General features: G+C 72.3%; 15 protein-coding genes. 13 read left to right on the top strand and 2 right to left on the bottom strand.

The features are described from left to right. Nucleotides 1–60 precede the first annotated feature (60 nt). Both ABD331_RS38825 and ABD331_RS38820 read right to left on the bottom strand, forming a co-directional pair. A complete protein-coding gene (locus ABD331_RS38825) occupies nucleotides 61–3177 on the bottom strand; it encodes an AfsR/SARP family transcriptional regulator (RefSeq protein WP_344486756.1) in 3117 nt (1038 codons plus the stop codon). Between the two features lie 261 nt (nucleotides 3178–3438). Beyond that, nucleotides 3439–3645, bottom strand: coding sequence for a hypothetical protein (locus tag ABD331_RS38820; protein ID WP_344486754.1), 207 nt, complete (start codon nucleotides 3643–3645; stop codon nucleotides 3439–3441). A 300-nt stretch (nucleotides 3646–3945) separates the two neighbouring features. On the opposite strand from ABD331_RS38820, the gene ABD331_RS38815 reads away from it, so the two are divergent. The 13 genes from ABD331_RS38815 to ABD331_RS38755 all read left to right on the top strand — a co-directional run bounded on the left by ABD331_RS38815 (nucleotide 3946) and on the right by ABD331_RS38755 (nucleotide 23319). Next, nucleotides 3946–4290, top strand: a complete 345-nt coding sequence (locus tag ABD331_RS38815; RefSeq protein WP_344486752.1) for a hydroxyisourate hydrolase — start codon at nucleotides 3946–3948, stop codon at nucleotides 4288–4290. Between the two features lie 5 nt (nucleotides 4291–4295). Further along, nucleotides 4296–6029, top strand: a complete 1734-nt coding sequence (locus tag ABD331_RS38810; protein ID WP_344486750.1) for a 2-isopropylmalate synthase — start codon at nucleotides 4296–4298, stop codon at nucleotides 6027–6029. A 16-nt stretch (nucleotides 6030–6045) separates the two neighbouring features. Then, a complete protein-coding gene (locus ABD331_RS38805; protein WP_344486747.1) occupies nucleotides 6046–8820 on the top strand; it encodes a helix-turn-helix transcriptional regulator in 2775 nt (924 codons plus the stop codon). A gap of 79 nt (nucleotides 8821–8899) precedes the next feature. Then, the gene (locus ABD331_RS38800; protein ID WP_344486744.1) at nucleotides 8900–9109 is read left to right on the top strand and encodes a hypothetical protein; all 210 of its coding nucleotides are present in this window, start codon (nucleotides 8900–8902) and stop codon (nucleotides 9107–9109) included. A gap of 71 nt (nucleotides 9110–9180) precedes the next feature. Then, nucleotides 9181–10098 (top strand): hypothetical protein, encoded by a 918-nt coding sequence (locus ABD331_RS38795; protein WP_344486741.1) that lies wholly within the window; start codon nucleotides 9181–9183, stop codon nucleotides 10096–10098. A gap of 10 nt (nucleotides 10099–10108) precedes the next feature. Beyond that, entirely contained in the window at nucleotides 10109–11074 is a 966-nt protein-coding gene (locus tag ABD331_RS38790; protein ID WP_344486738.1) for a DUF1702 family protein, read from the top strand. Nucleotides 11075–11233: 159 nt separating this feature from the next. Then, the gene (locus ABD331_RS38785) at nucleotides 11234–12217 is read left to right on the top strand and encodes a DUF1702 family protein (RefSeq protein WP_344486735.1); all 984 of its coding nucleotides are present in this window, start codon (nucleotides 11234–11236) and stop codon (nucleotides 12215–12217) included. Then, complete coding sequence (locus ABD331_RS38780; protein WP_344486732.1) at nucleotides 12214–14157, top strand: CRTAC1 family protein; 1944 nt, start codon at nucleotides 12214–12216, stop codon at nucleotides 14155–14157. Before ABD331_RS38785 ends, ABD331_RS38780 begins: the two co-directional genes overlap by 4 nt. A 4-nt stretch (nucleotides 14158–14161) precedes the next feature. Next, entirely contained in the window at nucleotides 14162–15136 is a 975-nt protein-coding gene (locus tag ABD331_RS38775; RefSeq protein ID WP_344486729.1) for an enediyne biosynthesis protein, read from the top strand. Beyond that, nucleotides 15133–20961, top strand: a complete 5829-nt coding sequence (locus tag ABD331_RS38770; RefSeq protein WP_344486726.1) for a type I polyketide synthase — start codon at nucleotides 15133–15135, stop codon at nucleotides 20959–20961. Before ABD331_RS38775 ends, ABD331_RS38770 begins: the two co-directional genes overlap by 4 nt. Before the next feature lie 3 nt (nucleotides 20962–20964). After that, entirely contained in the window at nucleotides 20965–21393 is a 429-nt protein-coding gene (locus ABD331_RS38765) for an acyl-CoA thioesterase (RefSeq protein WP_148432702.1), read from the top strand. Between the two features lie 58 nt (nucleotides 21394–21451). Next, nucleotides 21452–21946: a flavin reductase family protein gene (locus ABD331_RS38760; protein ID WP_344486721.1), complete on the top strand. Its 495-nt coding sequence runs from the start codon at nucleotides 21452–21454 to the stop codon at nucleotides 21944–21946. Beyond that, a complete protein-coding gene (locus ABD331_RS38755; RefSeq protein ID WP_344486718.1) occupies nucleotides 21946–23319 on the top strand; it encodes a cytochrome P450 in 1374 nt (457 codons plus the stop codon). The genes ABD331_RS38760 and ABD331_RS38755 overlap by 1 nt, the downstream gene beginning before the upstream one ends. Nucleotides 23320–23335: the final 16 nt, after the last annotated feature.

Below are 23335 nucleotides of genomic sequence, written 5' to 3'. Positions count from 1 at the left end.
GGACGCTGGCTCGTCGCTTGATGGCGTGCCGGACGCGGCCTCGTCGCTTGACGGTCGCGGTCAGGAGGTGGCCTCGGTGATCGGGAGGTCCGCGGGGCCCGCCCGGTGGCTGACCGAGGCCAGGTGGTCGAGCACCAGCTTGCCCGTCCGCTCGTCCACATGCTCCACCAGCTCCATCACCCGCGTCACCGCCCGGTCCGACGCGGTCGTGTCGCCGATCGACCAGAGCGCGTCGCTCAGCTTGATCAGCGTGCGCGCCTCCAGCAGCGGGATCCGCGTCTGCCGGTACAGCAGCGCAGCCTTGCGCAGGTGCTCCACACCGTCGCGGGGCCGGTCGGCGGCCACGGCCAGCTCGCCCAGCCCCGCCAGCGCGTGCGCCTCGACGAGCTTGTGCCGCGACCGCCTGGCCAGCGCCAGCGCCTTGTCCAGCAGGGTGTCGGCGTCGGCCAGCCGGCCGCGCCGCACGTTGGCGACGCCGAGCCCGTGCAGCGCGTACGCCTCGCCCGTGGTGTCGCCGATCTCCTGCACGATCGTGAGCGACTCCTCGAACGCGCCCGCCGCCAGGCCGAACTCGTTGGCCTGGAGGTGGATGCGGCCCATCCGGTGCAGCACCTGGGAGACGATGCGCCTGCTGCCGCCGTCGCGCCCGCGTACCAGCGCCTCGGCCAGCAGGATCTTGGCCTCGTCGATGTCGCCGCATTCCGCCCTGATCGCCGCCAGGTTCTGCAGCGTGATCGCCGCTTCGAGCTGGTCGCCGATGTCGGTGAAGATGATCAGCGCCTGCTCCAGGTGGTGCATCGCCTCGTGCAACTGGCCGTCGATGCGCTTGAGGAAGGCCAGGTTGCGGGTGGAGCGGGCGACCAGCGGCACGTCGCCGATGCGCTCGAAGATGGTCAGCGCGGCCTCGAAGTCGCGCCTGGCGTCGTCGAAGCGCTGCTCGGTCTGCGCCAGCGAGGCGCGCACGATGAGCATCTCCGCCTGGCCGCGCTCGTCGCGGCCCTGACGGGCGGCGTCGAGGGCGATCTCGTGCGACTCGCGCCAGTCGTCGAGGTAGCCGCGCAGCTCGAAGAAGGGCTCGGCGTTGCTGGCCATCCGCCAGCACAGCTCGATCAGGCCCGCCTGGGCGGCCTGCCGGATGCCGGAGACGAGCAGGTGACGCTCGCGCTCGAACCAGCCGATCGGGTTGGAGACCAGCCTGTCCACCAGCGCCTCGGGCAGCCAGGAGTCGATGCCGACCTTCTCGCGCGTCTGGTCGGAGGCGCCGTACTCGCGGTCGTGCGCCGCCTTCAGCAGGCAGTGCAGCGCGTTCAGCACCCGGCTCAGCGCCGCGGTGCGCTCCGCCGGGTCCTCCTCGGCGGCCAGCCGCTCGCGGGCGTAGACCCTGATGAGGTCGTGGAAGCGGTACTGCACCCGGGAGGCGCCGCCGGTGCCGATGACCTCCACGAGGTGGGCGTCGGCCAGGTCGTCGAACAGGTCCTGCGCGCTGGTCAGCGGCTGGGCGAGCACCGCGGCGCCCGCCCAGGCGGAGAAGACGGGCGAGTCGAGCAGGGCCAGCCGCCTGAACAGGCAGCGGGCCGGCGCGCTGATGTTCTCGTAGGTCAGCGACAGGCTGGCCCTGATGCCCATGTCGCCGTGGCTCAGCTCGTCGAGCCTGCGGGCCTCGTCCCTGAGGCGGTCGACCAGGTGGTCCACACCCCAGTGCATGCGCACGGCCAGCCGCGCGCCCGCGATGCGCAGCGCGAGCGGCAGGCAGCAGCACAGCTCGGCCAGCGCGGCGGCGGACTCCGGCTCGGAGAGCACCCGCTCCTCGCCCGCGATGTGCGACAGCAGCTCCACGGCGTGCGAGACGTCGAACTCGGCCACGCCCACCTGGGTCGTGCCGGCCAGGCCGCCGAGCCGGTGCCGGCTGGTCACGATGACGGCCGACGGCGGGTTGCCCGGCATCAGCGGCAGCACCTGGCTCTCCGACTCGGCGTCGTCGAGCACGATCAGCACCTTGCGGTCGGCCAGCAGCATGCGGAACATCTCCGCCCGCTCCACCAGCGTCTCGGGCAGCTCGGAGCCGCGCACGCCGAAGGCGCGCAGGAACCGGTCGAGCACCTGCATGGGGCTGACCGGCCTGGCCAGGGCGCCGTGCAGGTTGGCGAACAACTGGCCGTCGGGGAAGTGCTCGGCGATGGTGTGCGCCGCGTGGATGGCGATGGTCGTCTTGCCGATGCCGGGACGCCCCGCGATGGCCACGATGGGCACGGCGAAGCGGGCGTCGCCGTCCAGCGGCATGGTCAGCCGCCTGCTGATCCGGTCGATCTGGTCCTGCCTGCCGACGAAGTCCGCGATGTCGGCGGGCAGCATGCGCGGCACGGCGGGGATGGGCGTGACCACGACGGGCTCGGCGGCCGGCGCCGCCGCCACCGTCGGCGGGGCGGGCGCGGCGAGGCTGTCGTCGGAGCCGAGGATGGCGGCCTCGAGCTGCTGGAGCCGCTCGTTCGGCTCGATGCCCAGTTCGTCGACCATGCTGCGCCTGGCGTCGCGGTAGACCTGCAGCGACTCGGCCTGCCGGCCGGAACGGTACAACGCTGTCATGAGCTGGGCGATGAGCCCCTCGCGCAGCGGGTTCTCCTTGACCAGCCGGCTCAGCTCGCCGACCAGCTCCTGATGGCGGCCGAGGTCCAGCTCGAGCTGGACGCACTCCTCGTTGGCGGTGATCCGCTGCTCGGTGAGCCAGCTTCCCAGCGCCTGCACGTACCTGCTCTCGATGCCGTCGAGCGCGGGGCCACGCCACAGCGACAGGGCGCTGCGGTAGTGGCTGATGGCCTCTTCCGGCTGCCGCTGGTCGCGCGCCTTGCGCGCCCTGCCGACGAGATTGTCGAAGCGGTGCGCGTCGATGGACTCCATCGGCGCGCGTAACGTGTATCCCTGCCTCGTCGTGACGATCATTTCCGCGTGACCGTCTCTGTTGATCAGCCGGCGCAGCGCCGAAATACAGATCTGCACTTGCGCCCGCGCCGTCGCTGGCGGATCATCGTCATAGATCGCCTCGACCAGGCGGTCAAGCGTGACCGAACGATTGGCGTTGAGCAGCAGGACCGCGAGCACGATTTGTTGTCGCGCTCCGCCAGGGCCGAGTTGCCGACCGTCCGCGGATACTTCGAGGGCCCCCAGGACACGAAATTCCACGCATATCTCCTCGAAGAGATTGTCCGCAACGATCGTCGTTCTGACGTGCGTGGTCCAATAAGCTCACAATCGATGTAAGACCAGTGGTCCAGCACCCCCCGTGCGGCCGCCCGCCATTGGGGCGGCCGAGGCGATAGGGCAGACTGCTCGCAGTGTGACACCTTGTTGCCTTTGGGCGGACCCTGGTTTGGTTGTCCAGGATCGTACATCGCTGGGCGATGTGTTACCAGCTACCTCGCGGTTCTAGCTTGCGACCCGCCGCTACTCCCAGGGGCTGTCGGCGAGCTCCCACGGGCTGTCGATCTCCCACGGGCTGTCCAGCTCCCAGGGGCTGTCGATCTCCCACGGGCTGTCGGCCGCGGAGACGGTCGCGGCGGAGGCGGGGGAGGCCAGGCCGGCGACGGAGCCGAAGATCGCGACGATCGAGATGAGAATCAGGGCCGCCATCTTGCTGAAGCGTGCGCTCATTTCGATCTACCTCCGTGTGTCGTTTTCGCACCGGTTGTGCGTTCGGCGACGACGCTCACAGCAGGCGCAATTCACTTCGCATCGCGCGGCTTTCACCCGGATATCGGCACTGGTAGAAGCGCGGGACTATCGCTTCGCAATGGCATTCCATCGCCCCGCCTTCGGCTCGCTATCGCCCGGCGATAGCGGTTCGATAGAACACGAAAGGGGCGGCGATAGCAGGGCTGTGCATGGTGGGGGAGAACACGCGGGCGAGGTGCCCGCGGCAGATCGTCCTCTAGCCCTGATGGGTGTGGTGACATGGGAATCTCGGTAGAGGCGCAGGACGCGGTCTACGGCCGCCCTGCCGCGGGCATGGAAGTGCGCCTCGAACGCATGGCCGACACCCAGTGGGTGCTCGACGGGAAATCCGAGATCGGCCATGAAGGATATGTCGAAGAATGGCTGACGCTCGATCTGAGCCGCGGGCTCTATCGCATCGTCTTTTTCGGCGAGCGCTACTTCGGGGCGCTCGGGCTCAGCTCCGCTTATCCGGAGATAAGCGTGACGTTCCGCATGCTGGGCGATCAAGACGCGAGCGAGTACAAAATTCAGGTCTGGCTCTCGCCGTATTCCTATTCCACTTACTTCGGTTCGAGGATCTGATCCACATGAAGGCCTCCAGGTACAGCTCGCCACCGCGGATCCCGCTCGACGACCGCTCCTGGCCGGACGCCACCCTCGGCGCGCCGCCCCGATGGCTCTCGACCGACCTGCGCGACGGCAACCAGGCGCTGTCCAGGCCCATGTCGCCCGAACGCAAGCTCGTCATGTTCGACCTGCTCGTGGGCATGGGCTACAAGGAGATCGAGATCGGCTTCCCCACGGCGAGCCGGGACGAGCACGACTTCGTGCGCCTGCTCATCGAGCGCGGCCACATCCCCGACGACGTGCTCGTCTCGGTGCTCACGCCTGCGCGCGAGGAGCTCATCGAGGCCACGATGGCGAGCCTGCGCGGCGCCGCCAGGGCCACGCTGCACCTCTACAACGCCACCTCGCCGGCCGCCAGGCGGCTGGTGCTCGGCGTCAACCGCCAGGAGTGCAAGGACCTCGCCGTCCACGGCACCCACCTGGTCATGAAATATGCCGACTCGCTGCTCGACGGGTGCGACCTGCGCTTCCAGTACTCACCCGAGCACTTCAACGACACCGAGCTGGACTTCTCCCTGGAGGTCTGCGAGGCCGTCATGGACGTCTGGCAGCCAGGACCCGACCGGCCGATCACGCTCAACTTCCCCACCACCGTCGAGCGCTTCACGCCCAACCTGTTCGCCGACCAGATCGAGTGGATGGACCGCCACCTGAGCCACCGCCCCCACCGCTGCCTGTCGGTCCACCCGCACAACGACAGAGGAACCGGCGTGGCGGCGGCGGAGCTGGCCATGCTGGCCGGCGCGGAACGCGTCGAGGGCTGCCTGTTCGGCAACGGCGAGCGCGCCGGCAACGTCTGCCTGGTCACGCTCGGCCTCAACCTGGCGGCCCAGGGCATCGACCCCGGCATCGACTTCGGCGACCTCGACGGCGTGCGCCGCATCGTGGAGGAGTGCACCGGCATCGCCGTCTCACCGCGCCACCCCTACGGCGGCGACCTCGTCTACACCGCCTTCTCCGGCGGGCACCAGGACGCCATCAAGAAGGGCTTCGACGCGATGGCCTCGCAGGCGGCGGTCGCCGGGCGCGACAGGTCCGAGCTGCCGTGGGCGGTGCCGTACCTGCTGGTCGACCCGCAGGACGTGGGCAGGACCTACGAGGCCGTGGTGCGCGTCACCAGCCAGTCGGGCAAGGGCGGCGCCGCCTACGTGATGAGCTCCCGCTACGGGATGAACCTGCCCAGAGGGCTGCAGGCCGAGTTCGCCCAGCTCGTCCAGTCACTGGCCGACGACGGCGGCGAGGTGGCGCCCGAACGGATCATGGAGGCGTTCGCCGACGAGTACGTCGTGCCCGGCGTGCCCGCGTTCGAGGCGCCGGGCGCGGTCGCCACCCTGCACATCGACGGCGAGCCCGACGGCGCCGACTGGGCGGCGACCATCGCCGCGATCCGGACGGCGATGGACCGGCGCGGCCTGGTGACCCGGGTGGTGCGGCTCATGGGCGGCGCGTCGGTGCGGCGCGGCGAGGAGATCGCCGTGTACGCCGAGTGCGACCTGGACGGCGACGCGGTCTGGGGCGTGGGGATCGAGCCGGACGTCTGCGCGGCGGCGCTGGCCGCCGTCGGCTCCGCGATGGCCAGGGCGCGGCGCGACGGCCTGCTCCCCGGCGGACTCCCCGGAGGGGCGCGCGACGACGGGCAACGGGCCCGGCGTCTCGGGGCCGCCAGGCTCAGACGCGTGATGGCGAAACGATAGAGATCGGAATCCGGCCATGGCCTTGATCGAGCGCCAGGAAGAGCTGTCATGCCTTGAGAGGCTCATCGCGGGCGCGGCGCTGGGCGAGGGCAAGATCGCCCTCGTCAGCGGCCCGTCGGCGATGGGCAAGAGCGCGCTGCTCGACGCCCTGGCCGAGCGGGCGATCGACGTGGGCGCCCTGGCGATCACGGCGACCGCGTCCAGAATGGAACAGGGCCTGCAGCTCGGCGTGCTGCGCCAGCTCATCCAGGACGCGCCGCTCGTCCCGGCGGAGCGCGAGCGCGCGGAGCGCCTGCTGGAGGAGGGCCGCAGGAGCGCCGGCGAGCGCGCCGGCAGCGAGCTGCTCCTGGAGGAGCAGGTCGTGCACGCGCTGATCACCGTGCTGCTCGAGCAGTCGGAGCGCTACCCGCTGGTCATCCTTGTGGACGACGTGCACCACGCCGACCGGGCCTCGCTCATCTGCCTGGCCTACATGGCGCGCCGGGTCAGGGGCGCCAAGGCCGTGACGGTGTTCGCGCACAACGACGGCTACGCCCACGACGACCTGTTCGGCACCGACGTGCTGCGCCTGCCGCACTGCCGGCGGCTGCGGCTGGCGCCGCTGTCGCGCCGGGGCGTGGCCGCGCTGATGGCGGGCCGGGTCGGCCTGGGCGCCGTGGACCGCTTCATCGACGAGTGGTACAAGCTCAGCGGCGGCAACCCGCTGCTGGCCGCCGCGCTGGCCGAGGACCACCGCGGGCGGCTGCGCACCGCCGACGCGCCGCCGTCCGAGCTGGTCGTCGGCGAGCAGTTCGACCAGGCGGTGCGCGAGTGCCTGCGGCGCGCCCATCCGCGCACGGCGCAGGTGGCGCAGGGGCTGGCCATCCTCGGCACGCGCGAGGGCCTGGAGGAGCTGCTCGGCCTGCCCGGCTTCGACGTCGGCAGGGAGCTGGACGCGATGGCGGCCATCGGCCTGCTGGGCTCCGGCACGTTCCGGCACGAGGCCGTCAGGTCGGCCGTCCTGGCGGGCACCGAGCTGGGCCGGCGCCGCGAGCTGTATCGCGGCGCGGCCGAGCTGGCCTACACCAGGGGCCTGCCGCCCTGCGTCGTGGCGGACCTGCTGCTGCACGCCACCGGCATCGACGCCTCCTGGGTGGTGCCCACGCTGGAGGAGGCCGCGATGATCGCCCTGCGCGAGGGCCGGGTGGAGGAGGGCATCTCGTACCTGAAGCTCGCCTGGCGCCAGTGCGCCGACGAGTCGCGCCGCGCCGAGATCATGACGATGCTCGTCCGCGCGCAGTGGCGGCTCAACCCCGCCGCGCCCGCGGGCCACCTCGACCTGCTCGCCGAGGCCATGACGAACGGCAGCCTGCGCGGCAGCGACGCGATCGTGCTGGCCCGCGCCCTGCTCTGGCACGGGCGCTTCGACGAGGCCCGCGAGGTGCTCGACCGGCTGATAAGCGAGATGGACGCCGCCGACCACGAGACCCGCGCCGAGCTCCTGGTCACCCAGCTCTGGCTGCGCGCCACCCACCCGCCGCTCGTCGCCCGCACGCGTTACCCGCGCAAGGCGGACGTGCTGGCCGGCATGGTGTCGGGCGCCGTCAGCAGGCGGATGGAGTCCACCCTGGCCCTGGCCGAGGTGGTCACGCGCGGCCCGCGCGAGTCCAGCCTGAGCACCGTCGAGCGCATCCTGGAGAGCACCCATCTGGACGAGATGTCCATGGACGTGGTGGAGAACTCGCTGCTCGCCCTCACCTACGCGGGCCGCTGCGGCCTGGCGGCCCCGCTGTGCGACCAGTTCAGCGCGGAGGCCTCGGCCAGGCAGGCGCCGAGCCGCCAGGCCAGGCTGGCCGCGATCCGCGCCGAGATCGCGATCAGGCAGGGCGACCTGCCCGCCGCCGAGCGGCACGCCCGCACCGCGCTGGAGACGATCCCGATGAGCAGCTGGGGCGTGGCGATCGGCGGCCCGCTGGCCAGCATGATCAACGCGCTCACGGCGATGGGCCGCCACGACGCCGTGCGCGAGTACCTCGACCGCCCGGTGCCGAAGGCGATGTTCCAGACCAGGTACGGCCTGCACTACCTGCACGCCAGGGGCCGGCACAACCTGGCCGCCGAGAGCTTCACCCTGGCCATCCACGACTTCCTGCGCTGCGGCGACCTGATGACGACCTGGGGGCTCGACAACCCGTCGATGATCCCGTGGCGGGCCGACGCGGGGGAGGCGTGCCTGCGGGTGGGCCAGGCGGAGGAGGCCATGGACCTCATCGAGGCGCACCTGGCCGCCTGCGACCACGCCGCCCACCGCGCCAGGGGCATCGGCCTGCGCCTGCGGGCCGCCGGGGCCGAGCCGCAGCGCCGTCCCGCCCTGCTCAGGCAGGCCACGGAGTACCTGCAACTGGCCGGCGACAAGTACGAGCTGGCCAGGGCGCTGTCCGACCTGGCGGAGGCCTACGACGCGCTGGGCGACGGCAGGCGCTCCCGCACGATCGCCGGCCGTGCCCTGGCGGCGGCCGAGGAGTGCCAGGCCACCCCGATGATCAGCGCGCTGAGCCGGGCGACGGAGGCGGACGACGTGCCCGCGCCGCTGCCCGCCCCGCTGCCCGGGGCGCTGATCGACGCGCTGAGCGAGGCCGAGCGGCGGGTCGCGGCCCTGGCGGCGGCGGGGTACGCCAACCACGAGATCGCCGACAAGCTGTACATCACGGTCAGCACGGTCGAGCAGCACCTCACCAGGACCTATCGCAAGCTGCACATCACCGGCCGCGCCGACCTCCCCCTGATCCAGGAGTTCGGCAACCGGCCCTGAGCGCGACCAGCCCCGTGATCATCCGCAAGGGCATGCGGGAAGTTGCCGCCGCCCGCCCGCGCGGGTGATCGTCGATGGTATGGAACTGACCGTGGTCCGGGGCACGGCGACCCCGGACGAGATGGCGGCCGTCGCCGTGGCCATCGCCCGCTGCCTGGCACGCGCCGGCGGCGACAGGGAGACCCGATGGGCCGAATCCGGAAGGCCGTCGCCGCGCGGGCCGCTGCCCCCGGCCAGGCCTGACGGCTGGCGGCTGAGCGGCTGGTCAGCCGGGCGCGATCTGTGGTGATCGCCGCCGTTGCCCGAGATCACCTCCCGCCTCATATTGGGGGTGACGATCGACAACCGCGGAGGTCCGGCATGAGCGAGACGGCGAGGGTCGAAGTACAGCAGACGGGCGCGCAGGCGCCCCGCAGGAGATGGCTGCTGGTCACGATGAGCTGCCTGGCGGGGTTCCTGCTCACCGTCGTGTGGTCGGCGAGCTTCGTCGACACCACCATCGGCGGCACCGTGACCGACACCCTGCTCGGCGAGGGCGCCGGCGAGCGGCCCATCGCGGGCGCGGTGGGCGGCGTGGTGTTCGCGTTCGTCAGCGGCCTGGCCGGCACGTTCACCGCCTGCAACATCGCGGTCTTCGGCGCGGTGGCGCCGCTGGTGTCGGAGGGCGGGCAGGCCAGGCGCCTGCTGACGCCGCTCGGCTGGCTGGCGCTGGGCATGGTCGCCGTGTCGGCGCTGTACGGCGCGCTCGTCGGCGCCGTCGGCGTCGCGATGCCGCAGTTCTCCACCGCCCAGAACGTGGCCGGCGTCCTGTCGGCGCGCAGCGTCCAGTCGATGGTCGTCTTCGGCGTCATCGGCCTGGCCATGCTCTACCTGGGCCTGGCCGCGATCGGCCTGGTGCCCGACCCGTTCGCCCGCGCGCCGCGCGCCCGCCTGGTGTTCCTGGGCGCGCTGATCGGCGGATTCCTCATCGGCCGTCCCTTCCCGCTGTTCCGCCACCTGTTCAGGCACGCGGCGGAGAGCGGCAACCCGCTGTACGGGGCGGCGGCCTTCACCCTGCAGTCCCTGGGCAACGTCGTCCTGATGGCGGTGCTCTTCCTGCTCGTGGCGAGGTTCGGCGGCGGCCTGCGGCGCTGGCTGCAGGCCAGGCCCGGCCGCGTCGCCGCGGTGACCGCGGCCACCCTGATCGTGGCGGGCGTGTTCACCTTCCTGTACTGGGACCTGCGGCTGCTGGCCCGCAGGGAGATCATCCCCTGGTACCCCGTAGCGCCGTGGTCCTAAGGAGACGACCATGTCAACGTTGCTCGGCTCGCTGCGCAGGCTCGTCCTCGCCCCTTCCCTGGAAGCGGTGAGCTTCGCCGGGCGCGGCTTCCCCGGCGCGCCCTCGGCGGCGACGGCCCGCCTGGAGGCCATCCCCCAGGCCGTGGTGTGCGGCTTCGAATGGGGCATCGACGCGCGTGACCAGTGGGAGGTGGAGCGCAGGCTGGCCCTGGTGGACCCGGAGCAGCGCGGCTTCGCCTACGAGGGCGCCACGATGGCGTTCACGGTGCGCGACGTCATGCCGGGCGGGGGCGCCCACCGCACCCGCGACCTGCTGCTCGGCCCCGGGCAGCCGCACATCTTCCTGGCCTACATCGGCATCGGCTTCGCCATGGCTCGCCTGCCCCGGCCGCTGTGGAAGAAGGTGCTGCCCGACCTGTCCGGCACGCCGTACCATCCCACGATGAGCTGGCTGGCCGTGGACGGCTACGGCTTCGACCTGGCCTACTTCCACACCCGCACCTGGGTGGAGGGGCAGCGGCAGCCCGATCCGTACCCGTGGCTGGGCGATGCCGGCTACTTCACCCGCGCGGCCGACCAGGGCGTCGGCCGCGCGCTGTGGTTCATCCACGGCGGGCGGGTGGCCGACGTGTCGGCGGCGGTGCGGGCCTTCGCCTCCCACCGGCAGCCCGACCTGTGGAGCGGCGTCGGCCTGGCCGCGACGTTCGCGGGCGGGTGCGACGGCGACGGGCTGGACGCGCTGCGCGAGGAGGCGGGCGAGCACCGGGCGCACCTGGCCCAGGGGTCGGTGTTCGCGGTGAAGGCACGCCATTACGCGGGATTCCTCCCGGCGCACAGTGAAGCGGCGGGCGCGGTGCTCACCGGCCTTTCCGTGGCCGATACGGTCGCGCTGGCCGACAGTACGGCGGATGAACAATACGAAGTGTGGCGCGATCGTATCCGCGCGCATTTCGCCACGGAGAAAGCCGGTCGCTGAACACGTCCCATCTCACTTCCTGACCGGACGAGTGGCTGGACGCTGCGCTGAAAACGCCCCCTGAGCTGAGCAAATCCGGAGTTGTCCGACTGTCGGACCGGATGGGCTAATTAGTAGGGGTTTATCTGACCACAAGGTTGGAGGGCGATTTTGGCCAGTGTGTTGCGGTCACTGAGGAAGAGAATTCTGACGCCCCACATCCGGGAGACCACGCTCGAAAGGCGTGGTTTCCCGGTGAAGAACGCGGCGGCCAAAGAATTGCTGGAGACCGTCGGCGAGAGCTTTCTCGCCGGCTACGCCCACGCCGTCGAGTCCGGCAGCCTCGCCGAGGCCGAGCAGCGGCTCGAACAGGTGCCGGCGCGGTTCAAGGGCTTCGCCTACGAGGGCGCGGGCATGGGCTTGGCCGTCCTCGACTGTATGGCCTTCTCCGACCTGCGCAGGACCCGGCAGTTCCTGAGCGGCGCGGGCGACAGGCACAACTACATGATCTACGTCGGGATCGGCTGGGCCATGGCGCGGCTGCCGCGCTTCCTGTGGCCGTCGAGCCGGCGGCTCGACCCGCTGCTGCTGTGGCTCGTGCACGACGGCTACGGCTTCCACCAGGCCTACTTCCACACCCGGCGGTACGTGCACGAGCAGTACCAGGAGCCGCGCTTCTCCTGGCCCGCGGGCTACGAGAGCTACGCGGCCCGCGCCGTGGACCAGGGCATCGGCCGCGCGCTGTGGTTCGTCGGCGGCACCGACGTGGACAGGGTCACCGCCCTGATCGACGGCTTCCCCCCGGCCCGCAGGCCCGACCTGTACGCCGGGACCGGCCTGGCCGCCACCTACGCGGGCGGCGCCCCCGAGTCCGAGCTGCGCGAGCTGCGCCGGCGGGCCGGCGACCACGCGCCCCAGCTCGCCCAGGGCAGCGCCTTCGCCGCCGAGGCCAGGATCCGCGCCGACCTGCTGTGCCCGCACAACGAGCTGGCCGCGCAGGTGCTGTGCGGCACCAGCGCGCTGCGCGCGGCCACACTCTGCCGCGAGACCAGGCCCTCCGCCCAGGAGCTGGCCGCCCAGCAACCCGGTGCCCTGCCGGTCTACGAGACGTGGCGCGCGCGCATCGCCGACAGTCTTCACACCCTTGGAGGTGTTACCCCGTGACAGTAGTGGCCGCATGGCTGCGCAAGCAGCTCGCGGGCGTGATCGCCCTGGTCCTGATGATCGCCGTGTTCCTCGTGGGCCGCCCGACCTTCGCGTCGCAGGCGGACAGGGAGGAGCTGGCGGGCGCGTACGGCTTCGCGCCCATGAGCATCGCGATGCCGGGCGGGGCGCCCCAGCAGACGATCCGCAAGGTGAACAAGGCCTACAAGCACATCGACGCGTGGATCTCCTCGGTCGGCGCGGCGATCGCGATGAACGACCTCGACGGCAACGGCCGCGACGACGACCTCGTCATCGTGGACACCCGCACCGACAAGGTGGTCGTCACCCCCGTCCCCGGCCAGGGCGCCGCCCGCTACCAGCCGTTCGAGCTGACCTACGGCTCCCTGCCCACCGGCGAGGCCATGGCGCCCATGGGCGCGGTGCCCGCCGACTACAACCAGGACGGCCTGACGGACCTGCTGGTGTACTGGTGGGGCCGCACGCCGACGCTGCACCTGCGGCGCTCGACCGCGACCACGCTCGGCGCGGACGCCTTCCACGCCACGGAGCTGGTGCCCGCCTCCCGCCGCGGTGAGCTGTGGAACAGCAACGTGGCGACGGTCGCCGACTTCGACGGCGACGGCAGGCCCGACATCTTCGTCGGCAACTACTTCCCCGACGGCAGCCCGATCCTCGACAGCCGCGTGGACGGCGGCGTGGAGATGAACGACTCGCTGTCCAACGCCGTCAACGGCGGCAGGAACTACTTCTTCCGCTGGACGGCGGGCACCTCCGGCGACCAGCCCACCGCGAGCTTCACCACGCTCGACGACGTGCTGCCGCCCGACCTGTCCACGGGCTGGGAGCTCGGCGCCACCTCGGTCGACCTGGACGGCGACGCGCTGCCCGAGCTGATGCTGAACAACGACTTCGGCCACGATCACCTGCTCTACAACACCTCCAAGCCAGGCTCGATCTCCTTCACCCGGGTCCAGGCCGCCCGCGGCCCCGGCGTGCCCAAGTCGAAGATCCTCGGCAACGACTCGTTCAAGGGCATGGGCTCCGACGCCGGCGACTTCAACCACGACGGCATCTACGACTTCTTCGTCAGCAACATCACCACGCCGTACGGCATCCAGGAGAGCAACTTCCAGTTCATCTCCACCGCCAAGGACAAGTCCGAGCTGCGGACCCAGCTCAGGAACGGCGCCGCGCCCTGGCAGGACCTCAGCGCCGAGCTGCGCACCGCCTGGTCCGGCTGGGGCTGGGACCCCAAGATCGAGGACTTCGACAACGACGGCGAGCTGGAGATCGTCCAGGCCACCGGCTTCGTCAAGGGCGACGTCAACCGCTGGCCGCCACTGCAGGAGCTGGCCGCCTCCAACGACCAGGTGACCAGCAACCCCAAGTCCTGGCCCAACGTCACCAAGGGCGGCGACATCGCAGGCAGCCAGTACCTGGCGTTCTTCGCGCCGGACGGCAACGGCCGCTACGCCAACCTGTCCGAGGAGCTGGGGCTGGCCGTGCCGGTGCCCACCCGCGGCATCGCGACCGGTGACGCCGACGGCGACGGCCTGCTCGACTTCGCCGTGGCGCGGCAGTTCGACGCGCCCGTCTTCTACCGGAACACCAGCACCTCCAAGGGCGCCTTCCTCGGGCTGCGGCTGACCCACGAGGATCCCGCTGCGGCGTCCGGCACCGGCTCGCCGGTGATCGGCGCGCAGGCCACCGTCGTCACCCCCGACGGGCGCACCCACATCGGCCGCGTGGACGGCGGCAGCGGCCACTCCGGCAAGCGCGCGCACGCCATCCACCTCGGCCTGGGCCAGAACGTGACAGGGCCGCTGAAGGTGCACCTGACCTGGCGCGACCGCACCGGCCAGCCGCGCAGCCAGGATCTGCAGCTCACCCCCGGCTGGCACGCCGTCCAGCTCGGCACGTCCGCGAAGGAGAAGTGACGACATGGCAGACAAGGCGGTCACCATCAAGCCGGGTCACGATCCCAAGGTCATCACCGCGCTGCGCAGGTTCGCCATCTCCATCACGGTGTTCAACATCCTCGGCTACACCTGGTTCGGCTTCGAGCAGCCGTGGACGTGGCCCTTCGTGGCGCTGGCCACCGGCTACACCGTGGAGATCGTGCTGGAGGTCATCGGCGCCCGCTCCGAGGGCAGGGCGCCCAGGTTCCTCGGCAACGGGCCGCGCGGCCTCATGGAGTTCCTCCTGCCGGCGCACATCACCTCGATCGCCCTCAACATGCTGACCTACGTCAACGACCAGGTGCTGGTCATGATGTTCGGCGTCGTCGTCGCCGTCGGCGCCAAGTGGGTGCTCAGAGCGCCCGTCCGCGGCCGGCTTCGGCACTTCATGAACCCCTCCAACCTCGGCATCGCGGTGATCCTGCTCATCTTCCCGTGGGCCAGCATCGCGCCGCCGTACCACTTCACAGAGAACGTCTACAACCCGATCGACTGGATCATCCCCGCGATCATCATCGTCGGCGGCACCATGCTCAACGGCAAGCTGACCAACCGGATGTGGCTGATCGGCGCCTGGGTCGGCGGCTACGCGCTGCAGGCGGTCGTGCGCGGGCTCATCATCGACGACATCTCCATCCTGGGCGGCCTGTCGATGATGACCGGCGTCGCGTTCATCCTCTTCACCAACTACATGATCACCGACCCCGGCACCACGCCGTCCAGGCCGCTGTCCCAGGTGGCCTTCGGCGGTGGCGTCGCCCTCGTGTACGGCCTGCTGATGGGCATGAACATCCCGTACGGGATCTTCTTCGCCACCGCGGCCGTCTGCCTCATCCGCGGCGCCTTCCTCTGGTCGCTGCACATCGTGGAGAAGGCCAGGGCGCTGGACGCCGCCAGGGTGACCGCGGAGGCCGCGCAGGCGGTCGCCGCCTCGGGCAGAGAGGTCGCGAAGGCATGACCAGGATCGCGATGGTCGGCATGGCCTGCCGCTACCCCGACGCCGCCTCACCCCGCGAGCTGTGGGAGAACGCCGTCGCCGGGCGCAGGGCCTTCCGCCGGCTGCCCGACGCCCGCATGCGGCTGGAGGACTACTGGGACCCCGACCCGGCCACGCCCGACACCTTCTACGCCAGGACCGCCGCGGTCATCGAGGGCTACACCTTCGACCGGATGGCGCACCGCATCGCGGGCAGCACCTACCGCTCCACCGACCTGACCCACTGGCTCGCCCTCGACATGGCCGGCCGCGCCCTGGCCGACGCCGGCTTCCCCGACGGCGACGGGCTGCCCCGCGCCCGCACGGGCGTCGTCGTCGGCAACACGCTGACCGGCGAGTTCACCCGCGCCAACGTCATGCGGCTGCGCTGGCCGTACGTGCGGCGCACGCTCGCCGCCGCCCTGAAGGAGCAGGGCTGGGACGACGACCGGCTGGCCACCTTCCTGGCCGGCTACGAGGAGGTCTACAAGGACCCGTTCCCGCCCGTGGACGAGGACACCCTCGCCGGCGGGCTGGCCAACACCATCGCCGGCCGCATCTGCAACCACTACGACCTGCACGGCGGCGGCTACATCGTGGACGGCGCCTGCTCCTCCTCGCTGCTGTCGGTGGTCACCGCCGCCAAGGCGCTCACCGACGGCGAGCTGGACGTGGCGATCGCCGGCGGCGTCGACCTGTCCATCGACCCGTTCGAGGTGATCGGCTTCGCCAAGACCGGCGCGCTGGCCAAGGGCGAGTTCCGGCTCTACGACCGGCACTCCAACGGGTTCTGGCCCGGCGAGGGCTGCGGCATCGTGGTGCTGATGCGGGAGGCCGACGCGCTGGCCGCAGGGCACCGTGTCTTCGCCACCGTCGCCGGATGGGGCATCTCCTCCGACGGCAAGGGCGGCATGACGCGCCCCGAGATCAAGGGGTACCGGCTGGCGCTCGACCGCGCGTACGAGCGGGCCGGGTTCGGCATCGAGACCGTGTCCCTGTTCGAGGGCCACGGCACCGGGACGGCCATCGGCGACGCGACGGAGCTGACCGCGCTGTCGCAGTCCAGGGCCGCCGCCGACCCGTCGGCGCCGCCGGCGGCCGTCGGCTCCATCAAGGGCATGATCGGCCACGCCAAGGCGGCGGCCGGGGTGGCGGGCCTCATCAAGGCCGCCATGGCCGTCCACGAGCAGGTGCTGCCGCCGACCATCGGCTGCGTCGACCCGCACCCCGTGCTCGCCGAGGAGCCCGCCGCGCTGCGCGTGCTGCGCCAGGCGGAGCCGTGGCCCGAAGGGCGGCCGCTGCGCGCCGGCGTCACCGCCATGGGGTTCGGCGGCATCAACACGCACGTCGTGCTGGAGGCCGACGCGCCCAAACGCAGGATGTCCAGCAGGACCAGGGCGCTGGCGACCGCCCAGCAGGACGCGGAGCTGTTCCTCTTCGACGCGGCCACCCGCGAGGAGCTGCGCGGGCGCGTGGCCGAGGTGGCCGCGTTCGTGCCTGCCGTCTCCTACGCCCAGCTCGGCGACCTGGCAGGGACGCTGCGCGGCGGGCTGCGCGGCCTGCCGTACCGCGCGGCGGCCGTCGTCGCCTCGCCCGAGGACGCCGAACGGCAGCTCGGCCGCGTGCTGACCGCGCTGGACTCCGGCGAGGACGAGCTGTTCACCCCGGACGGCAAGGCGTGGCTGCGCCGCGCCTCGGCCAGGCCCCGCGTCGGCTTCCTCTTCCCCGGCCAGGGCTCGGGCCGCGGCACCGGCGGCGGCGCGCTGCGCAGGCGCCTGCAATGCGTGGACGAGCTCTACCGGACGGCGAACCTGCCCGCCACCGGCGACATGGTGGCCACCTCGGTGGCCCAGCCGCGCATCGCCACCGGCTCCATGGCCGGGGTGCGCGCGCTGTCCGCGCTCGGCATCGAGGCGGAGGTCGGCGTCGGGCACAGCCTCGGCGAGCTGTCCGCCCTGTGCTGGGCCGGCGCGATGGACGAGGACGCGCTCCTGCGCGTGGCCGGCAAGCGCGGCCGGGCCATGGAACGGCACAGCGACTCCGGCACGATGGCCGGGCTGCGCGCCGGCCCCGAGGACGTCCAGCGGCTGATCGGCGACCTGCCCGTGGTGATCGCCGGCTACAACTCGCCCAACCAGACCGTCGTGGCCGGCCCCGTGGACGCGATCGAGCAGGTCGGGCAGGCCGCCGCCAGGCAGGGCCTGACCTGGACCAGGCTCAACGTCTCGCACGCCTTCCACTCGCCGCTGGTGGCGCCCGCCGCGCAGGCGCTCGGCGAGGCCCTGGACGGCGAGCGGTTCACCCCCCTCGCCCGCCGGGTCGTCTCCACCGTCACCGGCGCCGAGCTGAACGGCGGCACCGACGTCACCGCGCTGCTCCTGCGGCAGATCACCGCGCCCGTGCGGTTCGCCCAGGCCGTGCGGGCCGCCGCCGACGGGCTCGACCTGCTCGTCGAGGTGGGGCCAGGCCGGGTGCTCAGCGGGCTGGCCGAGGAGCTGACCGACGTGCCCGCGGTCGCGCTGGAGACCGACGGCGAGTCGCTCACCGGGCTGCTCTCCGTGGTCGCCGCCGCCCACGTCAGCGGCGTGCCCGTCGCGCACGAGGAGCTGTTCCACGGCCGCCTCGTGCACCCCCTGGAGATCGGGACGGAGTTCTCGTTCTTCGCCAGCCCCGCGGAGTCCGCGCCGAAGCCCTTCGTCAAGGCGGTCGTCAAGCCCGCCGCGCAGACCGCCAACGGGCAGGCCCCGCAGGAGGGCGCCAAGCGCGACGGCGAGTCCACCACGGACCTGCTGCGCCGCCTGGCCGCCGAACGCGTGGAGCTGCCGCTGGAGCTGGTCACCGCGGACAGCAAGCCGCTGGACGGCCTGCACCTCAGCTCCGTCACCGTCATGCACATCCTCGACCAGGCCACCCAGCACCTCGGCATGCCCGCCGTGCAACTGCCCAACGTGGCCACCGCCACCCTGGGCGAGCTGGGCGAGGCGCTCGACCGGCTGGCGGCCCAGCCGCGCGACCGGCGGGCCCACGGCGTCGCCGCCGCGGCCACCTGGGTGCGGCCGTTCACCGTCGACCTGGACGAGCTGCCGGTGCCCCGGCGGGCGGCCGAGGAGCGGCAGGGCCGGTGGGAGCTGTTCGCGCCCGCGGGAGCGGCGCTCGCCCGACCGCTGAAGGAGGCTCTCGAACAGGAGAAGGTCGGTTCAGGTGTGCTGGTGTGCCTACCGCCGCGCTGCGCTGTGGAGGATCTGGAGCAGGCACTGCTCGGCGCCAAGTCGGCGCTCTCGGCGGGGTCCGGCGCCCGGTTCGTCCTCGTCCAGCACGGCAGGGGCGCGGCCGGGCTGGCCAAGACGCTCCACCTGGAGGCCGCCGGGCTGCGCACTACCGTCGTGCACCTGCCGGAGGCGCCCGAGCTGACCGGCACGCTGATCGGTCAGGTGGTCGCCGAGGTGGCGGCCACCTCGGACTTCTCCGAGGTGCACTACGACGCCGCCGGGGTGCGGCGGGTGCCCACCCTGCGCGCGATGCCCGCCGGTCAGGAACGCGAGGAGCAGCCGCTCACGGCGGACGACGTGCTGCTCGTGACCGGCGGCGGCAAGGGCATCACGGCGGAGTGCGCGATCGCCATGGCGGGCGCTGCGGCGGCCGGCACCGCGACCGGCCCGGCTGGAGACGTTCCCCATGCCGCCAAGCTGCTGCTGCTCGGCCGCTCCGACCCCGCCCAGGACGAGGAGCTGGCCGCCAACCTGCGGCGGATGGCCGATTCCGGCCTGACCGTCCACTACGCCAGGGCCGACGCCGCCGACCCCGGCCAGGTACGCCAGGCCGTCGCCGCGGGAGAGCGGGCGCTCGGCAAGGTCACCGCGATCCTGCACGGCGCCGGCTACAACGCCCCCGCCGGCATCGGCAGCCTGACCCAGGAAGCCTTCGCCCGCACGTTCGCCCCCAAGGTGGACGGCCTGCGCAACGTGCTCGCCGCCGTGGACCCCGGCAGGCTGCGGCTGCTGGTCACCCTGGGCAGCATCATCGGCAGGGCGGGACTCCAGGGCGAGGCGCACTACGCCACCGCCAACGAGTGGCTGGCCGACCTCACCGCCGAGGCGGGCGCGGCCAGCCCGGACACCAGGTGCCTGTGCCTGGAATGGTCGGTGTGGTCCGAGGTCGGCATGGGCGAACGCCTGTCCGTCGTCGACAAGCTGACCGAGCAGGGCATCACCCCGATCCCCGTCGAGCAGGGCGTGCGGATCATGCGCAGGCTCGTCACCGACCCCGCCGTCGAGGGCGTCGTGGTGATCAGCGGGCGCACCGAGGGCGTCGGCACCGTCCGGCGCGACGAGCCTGAGCTGCCGCTGCTGCGCTTCGTCGGCACCCCGCTGATCCGCTACCACGGGGTCGAGCTGGTCAGCGAGGTCGAGCTGAACGCAGGCACCGACCTCTACCTGGCCGACCACCTGCTCGACGGGAACCTGCTGTTCCCCGCCGTGATCGGCATGGAGGCCATGAGCCAGGTGGCCTGCGCCGCCACCGGCCGCCAGGAGGCGCCCGTCATCGAACGGGCCGCGTTCTCCCGGCCGATCATCGTGCCGCCCGGGTCGAGCACCACCCTCAGGATCGCCGCCGCCGCCACCGGCGACGACACGGTCGCCGTCACCATCCGCAGCGCGGAGACCGGCTTCGAGGTCGACCACTTCAGCGCCGACCTCCGCTTCGACGCCGGGCCCGCCCCCGAGGGCCCGCCCGGCCAGATCCCGGACGGGCTGCCCCCCGTCGCCCTCGACCCCGACACCGACCTGTACGGGCAGGTGCTCTTCCAGGGCAGCCGCTTCCAGCGGCTGCGCCGCTACCACCGGGCGGCGGCCCGCCACGTGGACGCCGACCTCGCCGTGGAGCGGGACGGCTCCTGGTTCGCCGGCTACCTGCCGGGCGACCTGCTGCTCGGCGACCCCGGCATGCGGGACGCGCTCATGCACGGCAACCAGGTGTGCGTGCCCGACGCCACGCTCCTGCCGACCGGCATCGACCGGGTACGCCCCGGCGGGGCCGCGCTGGACGACCTCGACGAGGTGCGGTACTGCGCGGCCGAGCGGAGCAGGGACGGTGACACCTACGTGTACGACATCGCGGTCCGCACCAAGACCGGTGATCTCGTGGAGCGCTGGGAGGGGCTGCGGCTGCAGGCCGTGCGCAAGCAGGACGGCCGCGGGCCGTGGGCTGCGGCGCTGCTGGGGCCGTACGTCGAGAGGCGGCTCGGGGATCTGGCCGGCGCCGCTGTCGCGGTCGTCGCGGAACCCGGCGACGAGCTGACGGAGCTGGCGCGGCAGCGGCTGCACGACGCCCCTGCCGGCGGCAGCGCGCTGGCCCACGTGCCGGGGCTGACGCTCTGCGTCGCCGGTGCCGGGACGGTGGCCTGCGCCATCACCCCGGTCGGCGGCGCGGCGGAGGCTGCGTACACGGCGCTCGCCGAGCGGATCGCCGCGCAGGCGGGGGAGAGCGGCGACGTCGCCACCGCCCGCGTCCGCGCCGCGGCGGCCTGCCTCCGCGACGCCGGACTCCCCACCCTCAGCGCCGCCGCCGCACCGGCCCCGAGCACGGCGGGCGCACCGAGCCCGAGCACGGCGGGCGCACCGAGCCCGAGCACGGCGGGCGCACCGAGCCCGAGCACGGCGGCGGGGCCGGAAGTGGGTGCGGCCTCCGGTGACGGCTGGGTGGTGCTGGACACGGCCGGCGCCCGCATCGCGACCCTCGCGACCACCGTGCGGGGCCTGAACGACCCCGTGGTGGTCGCGGTTCTCACCACCGAAGGGCGGTCATGACAGATGGACAAGTACTTCGAGTATCGCCACACGGTGGGTTTCGAGGAGACCAACCTGGTGGGCAACGTCTACTACGTCAACTACCTGCGCTGGCAGGGCAGATGCAGGGAGATCTTCCTCAAGGAGTGCGCCCCCGAGGTGCTAGCCGACCTCCAGGACGACCTCAAGCTGTTCACCCTGAAGGTCGACTGCGAGTTCTTCGCCGAGATCACAGCCTTCGACGAGCTGTCGATCAGGATGCGCCTGATCGAGCTCGCCCAGACCCAGCTCGAGTTCGGCTTCGACTACGTGCGCGTCGGCCCGGGTGACGGGGAGTTGCTCGTCGCCCGCGGCCGGCAGCGGGTCGCCTGCATGCGGGGGCCGAACACCAGGACCGTCCCGTCGAGGGTGCCGCCCGCTCTGGTGGGCGCGCTCGAACCGTACGCCGCCTAGACGCCGATCACAGGAGGTCAGCGTGCACGTCTCCTCATCAACCGCACTGACAGAAAGTGTGACTGACGCCGCGGCGCTGCGTCACGCGTTCGGCGCCTTCGCCACCGGTGTCACGGTGGTGACGACGGGCGGCCCGGTCCCTCACGCCATGACGGCCAACTCCTTCACCTCGGTCTCGCTCGACCCGCCGCTGCTGCTGATCTGCGTGGCGAAGTCGGCGAGCATGCACCGGTTCCTCGACGGCGGCTCGTTCTTCGGCGTGTCGGTGCTGGCCGCCCACCAGGAGGCCGAGGCCAGGCACTTCGCCAACCGCTACCGCGAGACGGGCGCCGCCCAGTTCGCCGCGGTGGACGTGGTGCCCGGCGAGCTGACGGACGTGCCGCTGATCGCGGACGCCGCGGTGTGCTTCGAGTGCGAGCTGTGGCGCACCTACGACGGCGGCGACCACACGATCTTCCTCGGCAAGGTGCTGTCGATGCGGCAGCGTCCGGGCAGCGACGGGCTGCTGGTCTACCGGGGCAGGTTCGCCTCGCTCGAAGAGGTCGCGGCGTGATGGCCGTCCAGACTCGACCGGCGGCGCCGGCACGCGTGCGTGCCACGCCGCCGGGCCCGCCGCTGTGGGCCGGGCCCGCCCTGTTCAGGCAGCTCGTCTCGGACCGGCTGGGCATGCTGTCCGACGCCGTCGCCAGGTACGGCGACGCCGTCAGGCTCACCATCGGCCCGAAGAGCCTCTACCTGTTCAACCATCCCGACCACGCCAAGCACGTGCTGGCCGACAACAACGCCGGCTACCGCAAGGGCCTCGGCCTGTCCGAGGCCAGGCGGGTGCTCGGCGACGGGCTGCTGACCAGCCACGGCCAGGTGTGGCGCGACCAGCGCAAGGCGATCCAGCCGCTGTTCCAGAACAAGCGGCTGGCCAGGCAGGACACGGCCGTCGCCGAGGAGACGGGCAGGCTGGTGGCCAGGCTGCGGGCCCACGCCGGCGGCGGGCCCGTGGACGTGGCGCACGAGATGACCGCGCTGACGCTCGGCGTGCTGGGGCGGACGCTGCTGGAGGCCGATCTCGGCGCGTACGAGTCCATCGGGCACGGCTTCGAGGGCGTCCAGGACCAGGCGATGTTCGAGATGGTGACGCTGGGCGCGGTGCCGCTGTGGCTGCCGCTCCCGCTGCACCTGCGTTTCCGGCGGTCGCGCCGCGAGCTGCACCGGGTCGTGGACGCGCTGGTCGCCCACCGGATCGAGCATCCGACCGGCGGGGACGACCTGCTGTCCCGCCTGATCGCCGCCGCCGGTGGGGCGCCCGACCCGCGGGTGGGCCGTGACCGGCTGCGCGCCGAGCTGATCACGATCCTGCTGGCGGGGCACGAGACGACGGCCAGCACGCTGTCGTGGGCCTTCCACCTGCTGGACCGCCATCCGGACGTGCGCGAGCGGCTGCGCGAGGAGGCCGTCTCCGTGCTGGGGGACCGGCCGCCGGCCGTGGACGACCTGCCCAGGCTCACCTACACCACCATGGTGCTGGAGGAGGTCATGCGGCTCTATCCGCCGGTGTGGGCGCTGACCCGCGTGGCGGTGACGGGCGACGAGGTGGGCGGGTACCGGGTGCCCGCCGGGGCGGACGTGCTGATCAGCCCGTACACGCTGCACCGGCATCCGGCGTGGTGGCCGGACCCTGAGCGGTTCGACCCCGGCCGGTTCGCGCCGGGCGCGCGCTCGGACCGGCCCAGGTACGCCTACATCCCGTTCGGCGCCGGGCCGAGGTTCTGCGTCGGCAGCCACCTGGGGATGATGGAGGCCGTGTTCGTGCTGGCGTCGGTGGCGCGCGAGCTGCGGCTGACGAGCCTGCCGGGACGGCCGGCGGTGCCCGAGGCGATGCTGTCGCTACGGGTGCGCGGCGGGCTGCCGATGACCGTCGAAGTCCTGTAGGAAGCGCGGAAAAAAG

The sequence above is a fragment of the Nonomuraea monospora genome (genome assembly GCF_039531895.1).
In the GTDB taxonomy this organism is placed as follows: Bacteria; Actinomycetota; Actinomycetes; order Streptosporangiales; family Streptosporangiaceae; genus Nonomuraea; species Nonomuraea monospora.
The sequence above is the reverse complement of the archived record's forward strand: the minus strand, read 5'-3'. Positions and strand labels throughout refer to the sequence as shown.